Origin of the sequence: Roseobacter ponti (assembly GCF_012932215.1) — a bacterium.
Taxonomy (GTDB): domain Bacteria; phylum Pseudomonadota; class Alphaproteobacteria; order Rhodobacterales; family Rhodobacteraceae; genus Roseobacter; species Roseobacter ponti.
The window spans coordinates 3,340,163-3,360,551 of sequence record NZ_CP048788.1; the positions used below are offsets into that span (position 1 = coordinate 3,340,163).

The following is a 20,389-nucleotide window of genomic DNA, read 5'->3' on the forward strand; positions in this document are numbered from 1 at the left end:
ACCGCGAGCGCGATAAGGCACCTGATGTCCGGACATGCAACCCGGAAAGGCCGCCCATGACACCCCGGTTCAGGAAAACCGCCGGATTTATATTCGACCCTCAGGTACCTGCCGCCGCGCGACAGGCCATGGCACTTCTTCTGCTCGACACCATCGGTGTCGCCGCCGGAGCAGCAGGTCTTGAACCGGCACGGCTGGCACGCACGCACGCTGCCGCGCATCACGGCGCTGCCGACCCGCGTCATCAGGCCCGGATGATGTTCGACGGCCGGGCAGTCTCGGTGCCCGGCGCTGCCTTTGCAGCCGCAACGCAGATCGACAATCTCGACGGGCATGACGGCTATAACCCCACCAAAGGTCACATCGGCTGTGCGGTTATACCCGCGCTTTTTGCTTTTGCCGAAAACCATCCCGATCTGAGCATGCGCGACGCACTTGACCTGCTTGTGATGTCTTATGAGGTCAGTGCGCGGGCCGCGATCGCACTGCACCGCACCGTCAGCGACTATCACACCTCTGGTGCCTGGAACGCGCTCGGGGTCGCGGCCATCGGTTGCCGTCTGCGTAATGCCACGCCCGCGCAGTTGCGCGAAGCGCTCGGGATCGCCGAATACCACGGGCCGCGCAGCCAGATGATGCGCGAGATTGCGACCCCCACGATGCTGCACGACGGCTCAGGGATGGGCGCGCTGACCGGTGCGATGGCCGCGCTGCTGGCGGTTGACGGGTTTAAGGGCGCCCCGGCCATTACCGTCGAAGACCCGGGTGTCGCCGATATCTGGGATGATCTCGGGCACGACTGGACGGTAAGCAAAAATTACATCAAACCCTATCCGGTCTGCCGCTGGGCCCATGCGCCGCTGGATGCTCTGTCGCGTCTCATGCGCGACCACACGCTTGCCTGTGACGACATCAGGGCCGTACAGGTGAACACCTTCGCCCAGAGTGCGGCTCTTTATTCCGGCGTGCCGGAAACAACCGGCATTGCACAGTACTCGCTGCCATTTGCTCTCGCCATTATGATGCGGCACGGTCAGGTGGGGCCCGCCCATATTGCCGGTGCCGGCCTCGCGGATATTTCAGTGGCCCGCCTCCTGCCGCGGATTTCTGTGACCGCGCTGCCGGAATATTCCGCGCGATTTCCCGCGCAGCGTTGCGCAGACGTCACGGTGACCCTGCAGGACGGCACAACGCTGGCCTCGGGCTTCACCGAAGCACGTGGCGGCCCCGAGGCGCCGCTCAGCACGGCAGAGATCGGTGCAAAGTTTCACGCCTTTGCCGCCCCTGAGATCGGCGCAGAGCGTGCCGCACAGATCTGGGCCCTGCGCGAGCCGATGACGCAGGATGCTCCGATGCGTTTCAGTGATCTCGCGGCCCTGGTGACCGACCCGCCCTGAGAGAGAACTTTCGGCGCCCCCCTTGCTCCCCGTTGTCCCCGGCAGATATAGCCTGTGGCAACTCTTCTCCTGCCAGAGGCCCTGCCATGTCCTTCGACCGCTCCCTGAAAATTGCCCCTTCAATCCTCTCTGCTGATTTCGCGAATTTCGGTGCAGAGTGCGAGGCCATCGAGGCCCAGGGTGCGGACTGGGTGCACGTCGATGTTATGGACGGCCGGTTCGTGCCCAATATCACCTTCGGGCCGGCGACCTGTGCCGCGATCCGCCCCCATATCAGGGGTGTGATGGACGTGCATCTGATGATCACGCCGGTTGATCCGTTCATCTCTGCCTTTGCGGATGCAGGGGCGGATGTGATCACCGCCCATGTCGAAGCCGGTCCGCATATCCACCGCACGCTGCAGGCGATCCGCGGCGCGGGTGCAAAGGCCGGCGTGGCACTGAACCCTGGCACCCCGGCGGAAGCGGTCAGCAGCCTTCTCGATATGGTTGATCTGGTCTGTGTGATGACCGTCAACCCGGGCTTTGGCGGGCAGAAGTTCATCCACAGCCAGGTCGATAAGGTGCGCCAGCTGCGCGCCATGATCGGCGACCGGCCGGTGCATATCGAAATCGATGGTGGTGTCGACCCTGCTACCGCACCGCTCGTGGCACAGGCGGGAGCAGATGTGCTGGTTGCCGGCTCTGCGGTCTTTCGCGGCGGCTCTGTAAGTGACCCGGCGCCTTATGGTGCCAACATCAAAGCGATCCGCGAAGCCGCCGCCGGCACCTTTGTCTGAACGCGCTCAGGCCAGCCTCTCCGCCGGCACCTTTTTGAAAACACCCGTCGCCGTGGCAATAAGACGGTCATCCGCATCCCGCAATTCGCCGGTGATGTAGAGCAGACTGCGCCCGCCACCTGTCAGACGGCCCACAGCCGTCACCCGCCCCTTGCGCGCAGGCGCCACAAACTGAGTCGTCAGAGACACGGTCAGGAAAGGCGCCGTCCCGCGCGCATCGACCGTCAGCGATGCGGTGGCGCCACAGGCACTGTCAAGCAGCATGGTCGCGATGCCACCGTGCAGCACGTTGTGGCGGTTAAGATGCTCCGGCCCCACATCCAGCCAGCACCGCGCCTCAGATCTGCCACGCACATCAATCACATATCCCACGAGCCGCTGGGTTCCGGTTTCGCCGGTGATGATGCCGGGCTCAGTCACCTCAGGCATCCCGGTTGAGATCATCAAAGGTCCGGCCCTGAGCAACAAGCTCGCGCAGGAGCGGCGCGGCAGACCAGAAATATGCGTCCTCCGCAGCAAACCGGTCGATATCCGCCAGTACTTCGGGCAGTCCGGTCATATCCGCCCACTTCATCGGGCCACCGCGATAGCGTGGAAACCCGTATCCGAAAATCAGCACCATATCCACATCAAGTGGCCGTCCGGCGATGCCTTCGCCCAGCACCTTTGCCCCTTCGTTGACCATCGCTGCCATGTAACGGCGCTGTATTTCCGCATCAGTAAAGCTGCGTGGCGTGATGCCCCGGTCATGGCGTTCGGCCTCAATCAGGTCGATAACACGCGGGTTCGCCGTGCCGCCGCGCCGGTCTTTTTCATAGAGATAAAATCCCTCACCCGTTTTTTGCCCGAAATGCCCTGCCTCGCAGAGTTTGTCGGCATAGCGCCCGACCCTGTCGCGGGGATCACGGCTCGCAGCACGGCGTTTTCGCATCGCCCAGGCGATATCCAGACCAGCCAGGTCCGACACCGCAAAAGGCCCCATGGCAAAGCCAAAATCCTGCAGGGCGCTGTCGATCTGAAACGGGCTCGCACCGTCAAGCACCATGTGATCCGCCGCCGACCGGTAGGTGTTGAGCAACCGGTTGCCGATGAAGCCTTCACAGACACCGGAACGCACCGCCGTTTTGCCCAGGCGTTTACCCAGCGCAAATCCGGTCGCAGTAACGTCATCGGCGGTTTTGTCCGCGACAACCACTTCAAGCAGTTTCATCACATGGGCCGGCGAGAAAAAATGCAGCCCGATCACATCTGACGGGCGGGACGTCGCCGCCGCGATCTCGTTGACATCCAGATAGGACGTATTGGTGGCAAGCACCGCGCCGGGTTTGCAGACTGCGTCGAGCCGCCCGAATACCTCACGCTTTATGTCCATGTCCTCAAAGACCGCTTCAATGACCAGATCCGCGTCGCTCAAAGCTGCGTCCCGGGTGTCGCACAGCAGTGCCTCGCTCAGCATCCTGCTCTTTTGTTCTGCGGTAATTTTGCCGCGTTTGAGCGCGCCTGCCACATTCCCGGCGATGCGCGCGCCCGCAGCCTCTGCGGTCTCCTGCGTCGTCTCAAGCAGCGTGACACGCAACCCCGCCAGCAGAGCCGCAGTGGCGATGCCCGCGCCCATCGTGCCACCGCCTACAACGCCGATTTCCTCAACCTGTCGTGCCGGGACGTCTTTCAGCTCCGGCAGACTGCTGACCTGGCGCTCGGCAAAAAACGCATGGATCATGCCTTTGCGCTGATCGGTCTGCATCAGATCATTAAAGATCCGCCGCTCTTCTGCCAGGCCTTCGATGAAAGGCAGTTCAGAGCTGGCCTGCACTGCCCGGACCGCTGCGGCAGGTGATATCTGCCCGCGTCCCTTTTTAAGCACCTCGTCGTAAACCGCGTCCCAGTCCAGAGGCGCAGGTCCCGGCAATTCGCTGACCGGACGTCGCGCAGCACCCTCTGCCAGAAGGCTGCCTGTCCATAACAGGCCGGCCTCTTCCGGATCGTTTTCCGTGATTTCGTCAATAATGCCGAGCGCCAGTGCCTCCGGCGCGCCCAGGTGCCGGCCGGAGGTGATCACCCCGATGGCGTCTTTTGCCCCGCAGATGCGCGGCAACCGCTGCGTTCCGCCGGCGCCCGGAATGAGACCCAGATGAACCTCAGGCAGACCAACGCGTGCTGCGGGCTGCGCGATGCGGTAGTTCGCCGAGAGCGCAACCTCCAGCCCGCCGCCGAGGCTGACGCCATGCAGGGAAGCCACGACAATCAGCGGCGAGGCCTCAATCCGGTTGCACAGATCGGGCAGATGCGGCTCCTGCGGAGGTTTTCCGAATTCGCGGATGTCCGCTCCGGCGATAAAGGCACGCCCGTCGCCCACAATAAGTACGGCGCGCACCCCGGTGTCTGCTTCTGCCCGGTCCATGCCTGCGGCGAGACCGGCGCGGACCTCCTGGCTCAGCGCGTTGACCGGAGGGTTGGCGATCCGCAGGACTGCGATATCTCCGTCCCGCCGGTAGTGGATTTTATCTGTCATGAGGCGCCGCTTTCCCTGGTGATCTGCGCGCGGATCGAGAGGGCCGGAGCCTGATCGGTGCGCTGCTCAAGTGAGTGTACCGCGGCGCGCAGGGCCGGGGCCACCTCTTCGCGCAACCGCTGGTCCGCGAGGCTTCCCGTGGGCCCGCCGCAGGAAAACCCTACCGGCTGCCCGAGCGCCGGCGCGAAATAGGGCACGCTCACCGCATTCACGCGCCCGGGATAGCGCATTTCCCGCGGGACGATGGTAAAACCGTCACGCATCAGTTGCGCATAGCCGTTTTTGCGAAATGCGCGCAGGGCGGATCCGGGCGTCATGCGCTCAAAGCGTATATCATCCAGCGCGCCAAGCACTGCCTGCCCCGAAGACGAGCCAAGCAGCGGGATGCGGTGTCCGCTCTGCGCGCCGACTGTCTGGCCTGTGGCGGGATGCCAGGCGCGCAGGAGCACCATCATATCCCGGTATCGCACCGAGACAGCCGTGAGCGTTCCGGTCTTGTCTGCAAGACGCTGCATGTCACCTGCGACAATCTCCAGAAAGGGCACGGAAAACGTGGCGGTCGTGCCCAGCACCAGAGCAGCAGGCCCGGGGAAAAACCGGCCGTTGCGGCCGTTCTGCGACAGATATCCCAGCTCGGACAGGGTATAGGTCAGACGCGACACGGTTGGTTTAGGCAATCCGGTCCGCTCGGAGATCTGGGCATGGGTAAGGCCGACGTCGTGAATGGTGAAAGCTTCAAGAATTCGCAGCCCGCGCTCCAGCGTATTGGCAAATTTCCTGTCGGTACCGGTTTGCGACATTACTGGCGACACTGCCTCTGAAAGGGCACAGACTGCAGGCAACCCGTTGTTTTCAAAATCATTAAGGAAACAGCCTTCTCAGGTTAAACGCCTTCAGTTTCACATGGTAAAACAACGCCCACGCAGAGGCAAGTCACCCTGCGCGGTAGATAAAACATCGTCCGGGCACCGCGTCCCGGGGCAGATCTGTTTCCGTCAGGCCGGTGAAAAACATCCGGTCGCTGGAAACCATCAGGCCACCCGGCGCCAGCAAAGGCTCAATCACCGGCGAGATTTTCCGCGCGAACGCGACGTTTTTCTGCGCGTTGTGCCCGCCAAGATCCGCATGGATGAGCGACGCGGTCGGGCCGAACCGTTCCAGCGCAGCCGGCAGGGTATCAAACACATCACCGAGCAGAACATGATCATCGGGCGGTGTGCTGTCGGGATGCGAGGCAATCGCCCGCTCAAAGACGAAGATATCGCGACCGGGCATAATTTCGCACATGTGATGATAGGTGCGCCCGTTGCCCAGCCCGAGTTCAAAGACCGGCCCGGGAAGATCCGCTGTCTGTTCTGCTGCATGGTTGAGACAGGCCCGCTGTGACACCATGCGGTTAATGAAGATATCGAGACGGCTCATAGGGGCTCACTCCGGTCAGTTCTTTGCATCAGATGCCCTTTTTAAGAGAAAATGAACAGCACAAAGCCAATCACTCCTCTGTGCGCTGGACCTGAGGCGTGAAATCGCGTTGACTGTAAGCGTCGGGGGGCGCGTGCATTTTCCCGGCCGGAAAACAGCCAGGGAAGCGAACAACCGCAGATGACCCCATTGCTGGATGTCAAGAATCTGAGCATCGGTTTCGGGGCCGAGGAGCCGGTTGTCCGGGACGTGAGCTTTCAGGTTATGCCCGGCGAAACGCTGGCACTTGTGGGTGAAAGCGGATCGGGCAAAACGATCACCTGCCGTTCGGTTCTGCGCATTCTGCCGGATACGGCCCGCATCAGCAGCGGCGAGATCACTTTCAGCTGCAAAGGCAGCACGCGCGATCTGCTGAAAATTTCCGAACGCGACATGCGCGAGATACGCGGCGATCAGATTTCGATGATCTTTCAGGAACCGATGCGGTCGCTTTCGCCACTACACCGGCTGGGCGATCAGGTGTCCGAAGTGCTGCGTCTGCACCGCGATATGGGCAAAGGCGAGAGTAAGCGCACTGTGCTGGAGACCTTTGAGCGGGTGGGCTTTCCCGATCCTGAGCGGGTCTGGCGATCTTATCCTTTCGAGATGTCCGGCGGCATGCGCCAGCGCGCGATGATCGCGATGGCCATGGTGGCGAAACCCGAACTGCTGATCGCGGATGAACCCACGACGGCGCTTGATGTGACTACCCAGGCGCAGGTTCTGGGCCTGATCAAGGACCTGCAGAAAGACACCGGCATGGCCGTTATTCTGGTCACCCATGATCTGGGCGTGGTCGCCAATATGGCAGAAACCGTGGTGGTGATGAACAAGGGACGCGTGATGGAGCGGGGCCCCGCGCCTGTTGTGCTCGGTGCGCCGGCGCATGGCTATACGCGCAAACTTTTTGCGGCAGCCCCGCAGATCCCGGAGGTCGCAGCCCCGGCCCGTGCCGCGCCACATGATGATGTGATCCTCGATCTGCGCAATGTGTCAAAGACGTACGCAATGCGTGCCGGCGGCTGGAGCGCGCCGGTGCGGGTCACGGCCTGCCACGAGGTCAACCTTGCGCTGCAACGTGGCAAGACCCTCGCGGTTGTGGGCGAAAGCGGCTCGGGCAAGACGACCTGCGCGCGTATCGCACTTGGCGCAGAGGTGCCCGATGCGGGCAGTGAAGTCATTTTCCGCGCCGGCAAGGGCGGCGAGCCACTGCATGTGAACGCCATGAGCCCGGAGGAGCGGGTGGCCTTCCAGCGGCAGGCACAGATGGTTTTTCAGGACCCTTATTCGTCGCTGTCGCCGCGCATGCGGGTGCAGCAGGCGCTGACCGAACCCATGGAGATCCACAGCCTCGGCACCCGTGCAGAGCGCCGCGAGAAAGCCGCTGAGATGCTGCGCTGGGTCGGGCTCGATCCGTCGATGCTGGCGCGGTATCCGCATGCCTTTTCGGGTGGCCAGCGCCAGCGATTGTCCATTGCGCGCGCGCTGACGCTTGAACCGGAACTGCTGGTCTGTGACGAGCCGACCTCGGCGCTTGATGTCTCGGTGCAGGAACAGATTCTGACATTGCTGGAAGATATCCGCGACGGTATGGGGCTGAGCTATCTTTTTATCAGTCATGATCTCGCGGTTGTGGCGCGCATTGCCGATGAGGTCGCCGTGATGCGTCAGGGGGTCGTCGTCGAACAGGCCCCGCCCGACACGCTTTTCTATAACCCGCAGCATCCCTATACCAAAGCGCTGATCGCCGCACAGCCTGAGCCGGATGTGAACCGCCCGATTGACCTTACGCTGGTCTCGAAAGGCGCGGGTTCGTCGGCAAGCTGGCCCGATGCCTTCCGCTTTGACGGTATCGATGCCCCCGCTCTGAGAGAACTGGAACCAGGCCATAAGGTGCGTTGCCATGTTTAGATATCTACCGCTGATCCTGAGCGCATGGCTGCTGATGCCGGCCCCGCTGACAGCACAAACGTCCGAACCCGAAACCCTCACTGAGGTCGCGAGGCCCGCAGTTGAGGAAAGCTCCTTCTGGCAGGCCGAAGTCAGCAGCGGCAATCTGCCCCCGGTTTCCGAGCGGCTGCCGCTTGATCCGCTGGTGATTGATCTGGAAGCAAAAGGACGCACCTTTGGCAAGCAGGGCGGCACCCTGCGCACGCTCGTTTCGCGCTCCAAAGACGTGCGCCAGATGGTGGTTTACGGGTATTCCCGGCTTGTCGGATACGATCAGAACTATGAGCTTTATCCCGACCTGCTGCGCGATGTGGAGGTAGAAGAGGATCGCAGATTTACCCTGCACCTCAGACGCGGACATCGCTGGTCGGACGGGCATCCGTTCACCTCGGCCGATTTTGAGTATTACTGGAAACACATCGCTCTGAATGAGGAGCTGAGCCCCGCAGGCCCGTCCCAGAGCCTTTATGTCGACGGCGTTCTGGCTGAGGTCAGCTTCCCTGATGAATATACAGTCGTTTATGAATGGCCGCGCGCCAATGCGCAGTTTCTGCAGCTTCTGGCCCAGGCCAGCCCGCTTATTATCTACCGTCCCGCGCATTATCTCAAACAGTTCCATGCCGATTTCACCGATGCGAAAACGCTCAAACGGGCAATCAAGAAAGCGCGTGTGCGCGCCTGGGCCGCGCTCCATAACGACAAAGACAACATGTACAAGTTCGACAACCCGGACCTGCCAACACTGCAGCCCTGGCTGAATGCTTCCGCGGCAAAATCGAGCCGGCATCTCTTTGTACGCAACCCATATTATCACCGCATCGACAGCCGCGGCGTGCAGCTTCCCTATATCGACGTGGTCGAGATGACGGTTGTGGGCGGCGGACTGATTGCCGCCAAAGCCAATGCGGGCGAGGTCGATCTGCAGGCCCGCGGGCTGGATTTTCCCGACATTTCGATCCTGAAAAAGGGCGAGGTGGACGGGGCGGGATACCGCACCCTGCTCTGGGCCAACGGGGCGGCAAATCAGATCGCGATCTATCCCAATCTCAACTTTGCCGACCCGGTCTGGCGTGAGGTCATGCGCGATGTACGCTTCCGCCGTGCGCTCAGCATGGGGATCGACCGGCGCATGATCAATCGCGCGCTCTATTTCGGTCTGGCCAAAGAGGGCGGCATGACCGCACTTGCCAACAGCCCGCTTTTCGATCCGGCAAATCTCTTCCGCTGGTCGATCTATTACCCTGCAAAATCAAACGCACTGCTCGATGAGATGGGACTGACCGAACGCACCCCCACGGGCATCCGCAAGCTGCCCGACGGGCGGCCTATGGAATTTGTGATCGAGACTGCCGGAGAACGCCAGGAAGTCGAGAACGCACTGGCGATCGTCACGGACACCTGGCGCGAGATCGGCATCAAACTGATTATGCGCCCGCTCGATCGCGACATCCTGCGCAACCGCGTTTATTCCGGCCTGTCGATGGCGGCGGTCTGGTACGGCTGGGACAATGGCCTGCCCCAGGTCTATACCCCGCCCGAATACCTCGCACCCACCCATCAGGAGTTCTTTGCCTGGCCGAAATGGGGACAGTATTACCAGACCGGAGGCGAAGTGGGCGAGCCGCCCGACATGCCCGAGGCCGTGCGCCTGATGGAGCTGAGCGACGCCTGGGATCACAGTGCGGACCCCGAGCGACGCAGGCAGATCTGGCATGAAATGCTGGAAATCCACGCAGAACAACAGTTCGGGATCGGCATACTTGCCGAAGCCCCGCAGCCGGTGGTCGTCTCAGAAAAACTGCGCAATGTGCCCGTTGTGGCCAACTGGGCCTGGGATCCGGGCGCGCATTTCGGCATTCACCGCATTGATGAATTTTACTACGAAGATCCGTTTCAGCAGCTCACCCAATGATGTTTCTCAGATACGCCGTTTACCGATTTATCACGATGCTGCTCACGCTGTGGGTCGTGTCGATCCTGGTGTTTGTGATCATCAACCTGCCGCCCGGGGACTATCTGAGCAACCAGATTGCGGAGCTGCGCGCCACCGGTCAGGCCGAGGGCGTGGCCAAGGCAGAGTTTCTGCGCACCGAGTATGCGCTCGACCGTCCGATCTGGGAACAGTACCTGATCTGGGTCGGCATGGCGCCCGGGCCCCAGGGCTGGTACGGACTCATCCAGGGCAATTTCGGCTGGTCTTTTGAATTTGACCGGCCCGTATCCGAGATCGTCGGCGACGCGCTCTGGCTGACGGTACTGGTCAATCTCGCGGCGGTTCTTTTCGTCTATCTGGTGGCCCTGCCGCTGGGAGTGCTGGCAGCCGCAAAATCGGAAACCTGGGTGGATTATACGGCCGCTTTCGTGGGGTATCTGGGCCTTGCCACGCCGAACTTTCTGCTCGCACTTATGCTGTTCTATTACGGCAACAAATATTTCGATCTACCCATCGGCGGGTTGATGGCGCCGGAGTTCGAGGGCGAGCCCTTATCGCTGGAAAAGGTGAATTCCATCCTCATCCATCTCATCGTGCCGACCTTCGTGATCGGCACCTCGGGGGCTGCGGCGATGATGCAGCGGCTGCGCGCCAATATGCTTGATGAGCTCTCCAAACCCTATGTGGAGACCGCCAAAGCCAAAGGGCTCGGCCCCTCCAAACTGCTTGCGAAATATCCGCTGCGCATGGCGTTTAACCCCTTTGTCGCCGATATCGGCAACCTGCTTCCGGCGATGGTTTCGGGGTCGGTGCTTGTTTCGGTGGTGCTCGGGCTGCAGACCATAGGGCCCTCTCTGCTGACGGCACTGAAATCCCAGGATCAGTTTCTCGCGGGCTTCGTGCTGATGTTTGTCGCGCTGCTCACACTCATCGGTACCATGGTTTCGGATATGCTGCTGGTGCTGCTTGATCCGCGCATCCGCTACGGAGCGCGTGGTTCATGAAGAAACTGCCAGACGGCCGCTGGGTTGATGAAGCCCCCTGGAGCGATGACGCGGACCTCTCCGCGCCTGAGCGGTCAGATATGGACGCGCCCAACTGGGTACTCGTCTGGCGCAAGTTCAAGCGTCACAAGCTTGGTCTGATTTCGGGGATCTTTCTGCTGCTGAGCTATCTGATGCTGCCTGTGGCCGGCTTTATCGCGCCCTATACGCCCAATGAGCGCAGCGCCGATTATCTTTATGCGCCGCCGCAGTCGATCAACCTGTGGCACGAGGGCAGCTTTGTCGGACCTTACGTGTATCCCACCACGGCAACTGCCGATCTGCAGAATTTCCGATGGACCTATCAGACGGACACCTCCCGGCCCATGCCGTTGCAGTTTTTCTGTAAGGGCAACGAGTACAACCTCTTTGGCTTTATCCCCTCTGACACCCATCTTTTCTGTGCGCCCGAAGGGGCGACCGTCTTTCTCTGGGGGTCTGACAGACTGGGGCGCGATGTCTTCAGCCGCATCCTTTACGGCGCGCAGCTTTCGCTGACGGTCGGCCTGATCGGGATCACGGTGTCATTTGCACTGGGGATATTCTTTGGCTCCATTGCGGGATATTTCGGGGGCAAGACCGACTGGTTCATAAACCGGATGATTGAGATCCTGCGGTCCCTGCCCGAACTGCCTCTCTGGCTTGCGCTTTCGGCCGCCGTGCCCTCGAACTGGGGGCCGGTATCGGTCTTTTTCATCATCTCGATTATTCTTGGCATCCTCGACTGGCCGGGGCTCGCCCGGGCAGTGCGCAGTAAGTTTCTGTCCCTGCGCGAAGAGGAATATGTGCGCGCGGCAGAGATGATGGGCGCCAAACCCGGACGGGTGATCCGGCGCCACCTGCTGCCGAACTTCATGAGCCACCTGATTGCATCTGCTACACTATCGATCCCGGCGATGATCCTTGGCGAGACCGCACTCAGTTTCCTCGGCCTGGGCCTGCGCGCTCCGGCGGTGAGCTGGGGTGTGATGCTCAACGATGCGCAGAACCTCGCGTCGATCGAGATCTATCCATGGACGGCAATCCCGATGCTGCCAATCATCTTTGTGGTGCTGGCGTTCAACTTTCTGGGCGACGGTCTGCGCGCCTCACTGGATCCCTACAAAGGGTGAGCCGGCCACAGACCGGACTGTCCAGAGCCCTTCAGTCGATAAAGTAGGAGGTCATCCTGCCGATGCCTTTGACCTCATGGGTATGCGCCCGGAAGGTACGCTGTGATCCGCTCAGCGCCTGCCGAGTCGCGTCCGAAATCTGAATTTTGCCGGCCTCGCCGGTGGATTCAAGCCGGCTGGCAAGATTGACGGTTTCTCCCCAGACATCATAGACCGACCGCTTGCGGCCGATCAGCCCGGCAATCACGGGGCCGGTATGTATCCCGATGCGGATGTCCAGACCGGCGCGGTTGACCGCAGGGTCTGACATCGCAGCCAGGATATCCTGCGCAAAATCAACGGCTGCTGTGGCGTGATCATCCCGGCGCAGCGGAATACCGGATGCCGCCATATAGGCGTCTCCGATGGTTTTGATCTTTTCGATATTGTGCCGGTTCACCAGTTCATCAAACGCCGTGAAAACGCTGGAAAGCTCTTTCACCAGATCGTCAGCATCCATACGGGCCACCAGCGGTGTGAAATCGACGATATCGGCAAAGATGATGCTTGCCCCGGGAAAGCGGTCAGCGATCTGTGTCTCGCCATCGTTCAGGCGCCGGATAACAGGCGCCGGCAGCATCGAATAAAGCAGCGCATCCGCACGGTCGCGTTCATACCGGACCTCTTTGACGAACGCGATCTCGCGCGCACGCCACCGCGCCCGGTCCAGACAGGCCTGGACCCGCGCATGCAGCAGCACGGGATCAATCGGCTTGGGCAGGTAATCCTCAGCGCCAGCACTGATGCAGCGCGCGATGGCACCGGTCTCCTGAAGGCCAGACACCATCACAACCGGAATTTCCTGCAGCGCTGTGTCAGCCTTCATGCGCTCAAGAACCTCGATGCCGTTTACACCCGGCATCAGAATATCCAGCAGCACGAGATCAAAGCGGTGCTCAGCCAGCGCATCGAAGGTTTCACCGGCGGAGTTCACCGCCGTCACTTCATGGCCGCGGCGTTCCAGCTGACGCATGAGGATTTCGCAGTTGGCCGGTTCATCATCGATAACAAGGATTTTGCCGGCAATGCCTTCCTCGTCCGCGTTGGTGTCGCTCAGGCTGCGGATGAGCCCGGTGGCCAGTTGCGCTTCGAGTGCTTTGCCGGCGCCACCATCGTCGGGTTCGGCGCCATCGACCACCTCATCGATCCTGATCGCAAGCCGGCGGGCTTCGGACAGAATGGCCCCGATGTCACGCGTGGCAGAGGGGGCAAGCTCGTCTCCGAAATCCTCAATCGTCATCTCGCAATAGCCGATGATCGCATTAATCGGAGAGCGCAGATCATGGCGCAGACGGGCCTGTAGTTCGGCGTCACCGGCAATATCGCGCGGATCACCGGCGAGTTTGCGCACCATCTCGCTCAGGCGCAGGGCGGCCACCTCAACCTTATTCAGATCCCCGAGCGCGTCCACGGGGCCGCTGCGCTGCACCTCTTCCAGCAAGAGCGTCAGAAAGCCGATTATCGCCTCTGACGGGCCATTCAGCTTTTGCGATATCCGGGCCGCAAAGGCGAGTTTTTCGTTGCGACCTGATGGCTCCATCTCATGCTACCGGGACAGAAGATCTAAGATGATATCAAGCAGACCGGGAAGCTCGATCGGCTTGGTGTAAAAGGCGTCGCATCCGGCATCCATCGCCTTTTCGCGGTCGCTTGCCATAGCATGCGCGGTGAGCGCCACCACCGGGATGCCGGCCGTTTCGGGGTTTGATTTGATCATCCGCGTGGCCTGCCAGCCGTCAAGGACCGGCAGGCTCATATCCATAAGGATCAGATCGGGTTTATCTTCAAACGCGCGGTCCACCCCCGCCTGCCCGTCTCTGGCATCAAGGATGTCATAGCCCTTCCGCTTCAGGCGCCGCGACAGCATGTCGAGGTTCATATCATTGTCTTCAACAATCAGGATCACGGCCATTAGATACGCTCTTTTCTGTTCAGGATCTGTGATCCAGATGACGCTTCAGCGCCGCAAGTAAATCACTGCGGCCGGTATCGCCTTTGCGGATGACCTCGCCGGCATTTTCCTTGAGCCAGGACATCTCGTCTCGCGTCAGGTCTTTTGACGTGGCCACGATGACCGGCAGATCGGCAAGGGTTTCATTTGCCCGGATTGATTTCAGGACGTCGAAACCGTCCACGTTGGGCATCATAATGTCCAGCACCATCAGCGTCGGGCGGCGGGTTTCCAGCTGCGCCAGCGCGCGCTTGCCGTCGGAGGCTTCACGCACGTTCCATCCTTCGCGGGTCAGGATCCGGCGGAAGAGGTTGCGGGTGGCGACGTCGTCATCGACGATCAGCACGTCTTTTTCACGCCCGTCGGCGATGGCATCAAGCGTGGCAATCAGCCTGGACGGCTCTACCGGTTTGGTCAGGTGCTCAACCGCGCCAAAGGCGAGCCCCATCTCACGGTCCGCCACGATGGTTGCCAGGATCACCGGCATTTCGCAAAGCACCGGATCGGATTTCATTTCCTTCAGCATGGACCAGCCATCGCGCTCGGGCATGATCACGTCCAGCACCACCGCATCGGGTTGCTGTTCGCGCGCAATGCGCAGCCCCTCTTCGGCCGTGCCGGCCATGAGCACGTGATACCCTTCGGCGCGCACGATTTCAGCTGCGGCAGACCGCGCGGTATCTTCATCGTCGACGATCAGGATCGAGCCCTGCGACGTTTTACGGTCAGCCGCAGTCTCGTCTGCGCCAGGCTCCCCGACAGCCTCGAAGATCGCCGGGATCTCAAAGCTGAAGACCGATCCCACACCCTCCTCGCTCTGCACGGAGATCCGGCCACCCATCATCCGGGTGAACTGCTGGGCGATCGCCAGACCCAGCCCGGTGCCGCCGAAATTGCGGGTGGTCGACTGATCCGCCTGAACAAACGCCTGAAATAGCCTGTCGCTCTGCTCGGGCGTCATACCGATCCCTTCATCTGTCACCGAGAAGCTGAAATAATCTTTGCCGTCGCTGTGCCGGCCGCTCACATCCAGCGTGATTTTACCGTTTTCAGTGAACTTTGCCGCGTTCGAAAGCAGGTTGAAGAGGTTCTGCCGCAGCTTGGTCTTATCGGTTTCGATCTGCCCGTTGCTGAAGTTCGTGCTGAGCACCAGCTCATTGCCGTTTTTCGACACAAGCGGCGCCACGGTGGCGACGACTTCATCCAGCAGTGGTGCCAGATCAAAGCTCTCGACATAGACTTCCATCTTGCCCGCTTCGATCTTTGACAGATCAAGCACATCGTTGATCAGCGACAGCAGATGACGGCCCGATGCCATGATCTTTTCAAGGTCTTCAGTGGCAGTATCAAAGCCCATGTCCTGAGCATCCTCAGACAGCATTTCGCTGTAGCCGATGATTGCATTCAGAGGCGTGCGCAGTTCATGGCTCATTGATGCGAGGAACTGGCTTTTCGCCGAGCTGGCTGCAAGCGCCTGGGCGTTGGCCTCCTCAAGCTGCGCCTGTTTCTGCTTGAGGTCTGTGATATCACTATAGACCGCCACCGTGCCGCCATCGGGTGTCCTGCGTTTGGCGATCTGGATCCAGGCCCCGCCCATCCGGACTTCCTGGCGGCTGTCGGGCGGGCTTTTGTGCCGCGCGACCTGATGCGCAATCCAGTCTTCGGCGGGCATGTCCTGCAGGTCGACAGTACCGCGGTCGATCTGAGTTCTGAGAATGTCCTCAAAGCCGGTTCCGGTCTCGATGATGTCCTTCACATGGTCAAAAACCGACCGGAAGCGCTCGTTGAAAAGCAGCAACCTGTCTTCGTTGTCAAAGAGGGCGAACCCGTCGGGGATGGTTTCGATTGCGGTGAGGATGGTGTTGCGCTGTGCGCGGGCTTCGTCTTCGAGCACGCGTCTGCGGTCCTGGCTGTCGCGCAACGCACGCAGCGCCTGCGACATACGGCCAAGCTCGTCCCGGCCCTCAGGCGGCAGTTCAACGTCGCGATTGCCGCTGATCAGGCCGGTGATTGCGCTGCTGATCCCGCGCATCGGGACAAGGATGGATCGCAGTGCCCGCCAGGTCAGAAAAGCGCCGGCGATCACGATTACGATACAGGCAATGATTGCCCGGTAGAGTGCTGTTTTCGCGGCAGCGGTTGCGTCTTTGCTGGTCTCATCGGCCCGCTGGGAGAGATCACCAACGAGTTGTTTGAAGGTCGCGTCCACGGTGTCGCTGGCCACCCTTGCCTGGGCCAGAAGTGTATTGCCGAGCACCCGGTTGCCATCTGTATAGGCATCCGCCGCGGTCAGCGAAGTATCGTAATACGCATCCGTCTGACTTCTGACGGTGACTGCTGCTTCGGGAGCAAATTTCGCCAGTTCATCAAGGTTGAGTTCGAGGTTTTCGCGTGCCTCATCGGCGCGGCGCTCAGACAGGGTCAGCTGGCTTACGGCGAGATCGGTCATCCAGTAGCGCATTTCACCGAAATGCCGGTCAGCGAGACTCGCAATTTCAAGTCTGTGAAAGCCCTCGTTAGCATCGGATATACGTTCCTGATTGCGGATCAGGTCATAGGCCATCACGCCGGTGCTGAGGATCAGAGCAGCCAGCAGCACGCCCGACAGAGCACCGAACCTGACAGGAATGGTGTTTTCCGCAAACCAGCCGGCTCTGGCGTCGCTCTGCTCAGCCGTTGTCATTTATAAAGCGTAATACTGATCGCGCCTGCAAGCTCACCAAGCTCGCCCCCTTCTTTGGGAAAGCCTGTGACATCGGTCTCACCCGCCGGAGAGCCGTGACAGGCAAGACAGGATTCAGAGTAATACTCAGGGATCAGCATCCGGAAAGCTTCTTTGCCACCCACTGTTGTCGTCTCATAGAACGCTTCGCCAACAGCCCAGTCCGCATCGCGGAACCTGTCGTTAATCACCTGATTTTCCCAGTCATCCGGACGCGCTTTGCGGTTGCGCACCAGTTCTTTCGGGGCGGTCACTTTCACCGCCGCCCGGGTGCCCATTTCGTCCCCGAATTTCTCGTTCACAAGGCGGGCGAAAACCGCCGGGATAAACCCTTTGAACGCGAGACCGTCGGCATTGATAATGTCCTGGTTTTCATTGATCACGCCGACCATGGCGTTAAGCTGTGTTTCCGTCAGAGCGCGTTGTTCCGGCTCAAGATCATCGCTCAGAGGATGCTGGCCGTATTTCTCCAGATAGCTCTCGACGACCATCGCGTAAAAGGCCTCGCCGTTCAGGCCTTTGTCGGCCACATCCGGGTCATTGATCAGCGCCTGATTGTTTGACACCACGCTGCGTCCGGCCCGCAGGACCGACGCCAGCCGGTTGCCCATCTCAACATCGTATGATGTGTCAGCCCGGACCAGATCCGGTGCCGCCGTCGTTTGCAGTGCCAGCCCCAGTGCAATCACGAATTTTAAATGTCTCAAATGCCTTGCCTCCGAAATGCGCTTTGTAATTGTTAACGAGCTTAGCGAATTTGTGACCCTGCGTAAGGCATTTCTTTTCCGGGTCTGTAATTTCAGGCGCCTGCATTAAGACACCGGCCACAGGTGCACGAAAGGCGGGCTGCCGTATGCGCCCGGGCATCAGGAACCCTGCCGCGCGGCGCAGTCAAACGACCGCAGCGGGAAGTTGTCAGATGCGCTCTGCCCCGGGCTGCGAGACAGCGCAGCAGCACTTCTGCGATGATCTGACCCCAAGGTCTGGCGGGCTCAGGGCGCCGGGTCTTACCGGTCGTCCCCGCCCGCGGGCTCTTCGCCATCCATCAGATCGTCTTCGATCGACGCCTGTGCCGCAGCTGTGATGGCTTTGCGGTCTTCCTCGGACAGGTCACTGACCTTACCGTCCGCCAGACGGACCGTGACTTCTTTATGGGCAAAATGAATGCCCTCCTGCTCAAAGAGCGCCCGGATTTCTTCATAGACCTTCTTGCGCACGAGCCACTGGTCGCCCGGTTTTGTCATGAACTTCACCCGGATGATCATCGCGGAATCCTGCATTTCGATCACGCCCTGCGATTTCAGCGGCTGAATGAAATTGTCGCCGATCACCGGATCGTCGAGCAGCTCCACACCAAGCTTTTTGATCAGCTTGCGGACCTTTTCCACATCGGTGTCATAGGTCACGCGCAGGGGCAGTTTCATGATCACCCAGTCGCGCGAATAATTCGTCATCACCTGAATTTCGCCAAAGGGGATGGTGTGCAGCGCCCCGAGGTGGTGGCGCAGCTGAAACGACCGCACCGAGATTTTCTCCACCGTTCCTTTGACCCCGCCAATGTCGAGGTATTCACCTTTGCGAAAGGCATCGTCAAACAGGAAAAAACCACCGGAAAAAATATCCCGTACCAGCGCCTGGCTGCCAAAGCCGACGGCGACACCGATGACCCCGGCGCCGGCAAAGAGCGGGCCCACGTTCACGCCAAGTTCCAGCAGAATGATCAGAACGATCGTCACCATGACCACGATCAGGATGAAATTGCGAAAGAGCGGCAGTAGGGTGGCAAGCCGGCTGGCGCTGGTGCCGCCGCCTTCGTCGCCCAGTTCACCTTCGGCCATGTCGCCCTGTTCTTCGCTGATCTTGCGGTCAATCCAGATGCGGAAGGCGTGATACACGATGTAGCCCAGAAAAATGATGACCATAATATCGAGAAGCTGGGTGGCCACGGTTTCGACCATCTGCGCGCTGTTGTTGTCCCAGATCCAGAAAAAGGCATAGGTGCCCGCGACAAAGGCGAGAATGCCCGCCACCCGCCGTGCGAGCTCTTCGAAGGTGGCCATTTTGTAATGCGGTCGGATTGCCTCGTTTCGGGCCGCCTGTCCGCTGCCGGGATCCCCGGACCGGTCTTCATCCTCGTCGGGGCCATTGAGCGCACGCAGTGCACGGGCGCGCTCAAAACTGCGCTCGATGAAGAAATTAATTACGCCGTAGACCACGATGATCGACAGCAGGATCAGATAGGCACCGCCGATCAGCGGCACGCTGGAAGCCTGCCCCAGCACAAGATCATAGGTCAGCTCGACCCATGCAAAAATTACATAGGCAATGACCACAGGGGCCCAGGCCGCGCTGAGCGCCCGGACGGTCCAGGTCTGTTCCGGTTTCGCGCGGCCGTTTACGATCGCATTCGTGATAGCTTTGCGGTTGACCAGTACCATCAGGATATTGAGCAGCACCACACCGGCCGACAGAAGCGACGATAGGAAAGCATAGACGTCGTAATTTAGGCCCAGTTCACCGATCCAGACGCCAAAAAGGATGGCGCAGACGTCAAAGGTGGCGAGCGTACAGAGCCAATGGTGCAGGCGACGCGCATCACGGGTGCTGAACGCCGGAATACGGTATTGCGCCATATAAGGCGACAGGATCATCCGCCAGAGTGCTGCAACGAAGCGGCTCAGAAAATAAGCCGCATTCACGACACTGGCGGTAAACTGAATGGCCGGGTCTTTGATCGGTCCGAAGATTGCCCCCCCCAGCACATAGGCAACCGCCATTGAGACGAGGATGCCCACGACGCCCATAAAAAACCGAAAAACCAGCCACGGCATCTTTTCCGCATAACCCCTCGGGTTATCCCGCAGGCGGGCGACCACCCAGCGGCGTGCGATATGCGGTCCGTAGATGTAGCGTTCGACAAGATAGCCAACCGCAAAAAGACCCAGCGACAGATAGATTACCTTGAAAAAGGCCCATATCTCGCCGGTCGGGCTGGTGGCGCGCAGGATATAAATGACTTCGTTAAAGGCCGCCGGGAGATCCAGGATCCGCTCCACAAGGGCCGAACGGAATTTCACCACCGCGTCCTGAGCCTTCATCAGACCGGAGCCTTCCGCGCTCATCGCCTGCCCGGCTTCGGTAAGCGCATCCCCGGTGCCGGCCATCTGTCCGTCACTGTTGATGACAACAACGCTGACACCGTTGGCGCCGGCTTCCTTCATGATCTCGGCGACCGGGTTGGATGGCGCGCTCTCTTCCTCGCCGGAGCCGGTGCCGCCGGAAAAGAGGGACCCCAGACCCTGAGCGTCTGCGGGTGACGCAGCAAAAGCGGCCAGCAGCCCCACCCAGAGGACAAAAACCGCAGATAAAAAACGCATAAACGGAAGTCCCCGCCCCAGATTGCCGTCCCGGGACGGTAGGCGAGCGCAGAATGCATTGCAATCAGACATCAGATCAGGTTTTTGCGGGCAGTCGGGTTTTGCACCCGCGC

15 protein-coding genes are annotated in these 20,389 nt (G+C 60.5%); 6 read left to right on the forward strand and 9 right to left on the reverse strand.

The genetic code is table 11. The features are described 5' to 3' along the window. Window positions 1-56: 56 nt before the first annotated feature. Together G3256_RS15955 and rpe are read left to right on the forward strand one after the other, a co-directional pair. A complete protein-coding gene (locus G3256_RS15955) occupies window positions 57-1,397 on the forward strand; it encodes an MmgE/PrpD family protein (protein ID WP_169641768.1) in 1,341 nt (446 codons plus the stop codon). Window positions 1,398-1,483: 86 nt separating this feature from the next. Next, window positions 1,484-2,176 carry a ribulose-phosphate 3-epimerase gene (gene rpe / locus G3256_RS15960; protein WP_169641769.1) on the forward strand — a complete coding sequence of 231 codons (693 nt, stop codon included), beginning with the start codon at window positions 1,484-1,486 and terminating at the stop codon, window positions 2,174-2,176. Window positions 2,177-2,182: 6 nt separating this feature from the next. Here the strand turns inward: rpe and G3256_RS15965 are convergent, their stop codons facing one another. The 4 genes from G3256_RS15965 to G3256_RS15980 all read right to left on the reverse strand — a co-directional run bounded on the left by G3256_RS15965 (window position 2,183) and on the right by G3256_RS15980 (window position 6,110). Beyond that, on the reverse strand, window positions 2,183-2,605 hold the full coding sequence (locus G3256_RS15965; protein WP_169642478.1) for a PaaI family thioesterase: 423 nt from the start codon (window positions 2,603-2,605) through the stop codon (window positions 2,183-2,185). Further along, window positions 2,598-4,688 (reverse strand): 3-hydroxyacyl-CoA dehydrogenase NAD-binding domain-containing protein, encoded by a 2,091-nt coding sequence (locus G3256_RS15970; RefSeq protein ID WP_169641770.1) that lies wholly within the window; start codon window positions 4,686-4,688, stop codon window positions 2,598-2,600. Before G3256_RS15970 ends, G3256_RS15965 begins: the two co-directional genes overlap by 8 nt. Continuing rightward, window positions 4,685-5,488, reverse strand: coding sequence for an IclR family transcriptional regulator (locus tag G3256_RS15975; protein ID WP_169641771.1), 804 nt, complete (start codon window positions 5,486-5,488; stop codon window positions 4,685-4,687). The genes G3256_RS15970 and G3256_RS15975 overlap by 4 nt, the downstream gene beginning before the upstream one ends. A 133-nt stretch (window positions 5,489-5,621) precedes the next feature. Next, window positions 5,622-6,110, reverse strand: coding sequence for a class I SAM-dependent methyltransferase (locus tag G3256_RS15980; protein ID WP_169641772.1), 489 nt, complete (start codon window positions 6,108-6,110; stop codon window positions 5,622-5,624). Between the two features lie 180 nt (window positions 6,111-6,290). On the opposite strand from G3256_RS15980, the gene G3256_RS15985 reads away from it, so the two are divergent. Genes G3256_RS15985 through G3256_RS16000 form a run of 4 tightly spaced genes read left to right on the forward strand, consistent with a single transcriptional unit; the run spans window position 6,291 to window position 12,187 of the window. Next, window positions 6,291-8,060, forward strand: coding sequence for an ABC transporter ATP-binding protein (locus tag G3256_RS15985; protein ID WP_169641773.1), 1,770 nt, complete (start codon window positions 6,291-6,293; stop codon window positions 8,058-8,060). A gap of 34 nt (window positions 8,061-8,094) precedes the next feature. Next, window positions 8,095-10,011, forward strand: a complete 1,917-nt coding sequence (locus tag G3256_RS15990) for an ABC transporter substrate-binding protein (RefSeq protein WP_246227923.1) — start codon at window positions 8,095-8,097, stop codon at window positions 10,009-10,011. Beyond that, window positions 10,008-11,036: an ABC transporter permease gene (locus G3256_RS15995; protein WP_169641775.1), complete on the forward strand. Its 1,029-nt coding sequence runs from the start codon at window positions 10,008-10,010 to the stop codon at window positions 11,034-11,036. The genes G3256_RS15990 and G3256_RS15995 overlap by 4 nt, the downstream gene beginning before the upstream one ends. Next, window positions 11,033-12,187 carry an ABC transporter permease gene (locus G3256_RS16000; protein WP_169641776.1) on the forward strand — a complete coding sequence of 385 codons (1,155 nt, stop codon included), beginning with the start codon at window positions 11,033-11,035 and terminating at the stop codon, window positions 12,185-12,187. The genes G3256_RS15995 and G3256_RS16000 overlap by 4 nt, the downstream gene beginning before the upstream one ends. A 31-nt stretch (window positions 12,188-12,218) precedes the next feature. Here the strand turns inward: G3256_RS16000 and G3256_RS16005 are convergent, their stop codons facing one another. The 5 genes from G3256_RS16005 to G3256_RS16025 form a co-directional block, all read right to left on the reverse strand. Then, entirely contained in the window at window positions 12,219-13,766 is a 1,548-nt protein-coding gene (locus G3256_RS16005; protein ID WP_169641777.1) for an adenylate/guanylate cyclase domain-containing protein, read from the reverse strand. Between the two features lie 6 nt (window positions 13,767-13,772). After that, complete coding sequence (locus G3256_RS16010) at window positions 13,773-14,138, reverse strand: response regulator (RefSeq protein WP_169641778.1); 366 nt, start codon at window positions 14,136-14,138, stop codon at window positions 13,773-13,775. Window positions 14,139-14,157: 19 nt separating this feature from the next. Then, window positions 14,158-16,860 carry a response regulator gene (locus tag G3256_RS16015; protein WP_169641779.1) on the reverse strand — a complete coding sequence of 901 codons (2,703 nt, stop codon included), beginning with the start codon at window positions 16,858-16,860 and terminating at the stop codon, window positions 14,158-14,160. After that, entirely contained in the window at window positions 16,857-17,606 is a 750-nt protein-coding gene (locus tag G3256_RS16020) for a Tll0287-like domain-containing protein (RefSeq protein WP_206040760.1), read from the reverse strand. Before G3256_RS16020 ends, G3256_RS16015 begins: the two co-directional genes overlap by 4 nt. Before the next feature lie 300 nt (window positions 17,607-17,906). After that, window positions 17,907-20,276: a mechanosensitive ion channel family protein gene (locus tag G3256_RS16025; RefSeq protein WP_169641780.1), complete on the reverse strand. Its 2,370-nt coding sequence runs from the start codon at window positions 20,274-20,276 to the stop codon at window positions 17,907-17,909. Window positions 20,277-20,389 lie beyond the last annotated feature (113 nt).

Excerpts from the sequence above, each read along its gene's own strand:
- rpe (WP_169641769.1), top strand. The coding sequence starts at position 1,484 with ATGTCCTTCGACCGCTCCCTGAAAATTGCCCCTTCAATCCTCTCTGCT.
- G3256_RS15975 (WP_169641771.1), bottom strand. The coding sequence starts at position 5,488 with ATGTCGCAAACCGGTACCGACAGGAAATTTGCCAATACGCTGGAGCGC.
- G3256_RS15965 (WP_169642478.1), bottom strand. The coding sequence starts at position 2,605 with ATGCCTGAGGTGACTGAGCCCGGCATCATCACCGGCGAAACCGGAACC.
- G3256_RS16005 (WP_169641777.1), bottom strand. The coding sequence starts at position 13,766 with ATGGAGCCATCAGGTCGCAACGAAAAACTCGCCTTTGCGGCCCGGATA.
- G3256_RS15995 (WP_169641775.1), top strand. The coding sequence starts at position 10,008 with ATGATGTTTCTCAGATACGCCGTTTACCGATTTATCACGATGCTGCTC.
- G3256_RS15970 (WP_169641770.1), bottom strand. The coding sequence starts at position 4,688 with ATGACAGATAAAATCCACTACCGGCGGGACGGAGATATCGCAGTCCTG.
- G3256_RS16010 (WP_169641778.1), bottom strand. The coding sequence starts at position 14,138 with ATGGCCGTGATCCTGATTGTTGAAGACAATGATATGAACCTCGACATG.
- G3256_RS15955 (WP_169641768.1), top strand. The coding sequence starts at position 57 with ATGACACCCCGGTTCAGGAAAACCGCCGGATTTATATTCGACCCTCAG.
- G3256_RS15980 (WP_169641772.1), bottom strand. The coding sequence starts at position 6,110 with ATGAGCCGTCTCGATATCTTCATTAACCGCATGGTGTCACAGCGGGCC.
- G3256_RS16000 (WP_169641776.1), top strand. The coding sequence starts at position 11,033 with ATGAAGAAACTGCCAGACGGCCGCTGGGTTGATGAAGCCCCCTGGAGC.
- G3256_RS15990 (WP_246227923.1), top strand. The coding sequence starts at position 8,095 with ATGCCGGCCCCGCTGACAGCACAAACGTCCGAACCCGAAACCCTCACT.
- G3256_RS16025 (WP_169641780.1), bottom strand. The coding sequence starts at position 20,276 with ATGCGTTTTTTATCTGCGGTTTTTGTCCTCTGGGTGGGGCTGCTGGCC.
- G3256_RS15985 (WP_169641773.1), top strand. The coding sequence starts at position 6,291 with ATGACCCCATTGCTGGATGTCAAGAATCTGAGCATCGGTTTCGGGGCC.
- G3256_RS16015 (WP_169641779.1), bottom strand. The coding sequence starts at position 16,860 with ATGACAACGGCTGAGCAGAGCGACGCCAGAGCCGGCTGGTTTGCGGAA.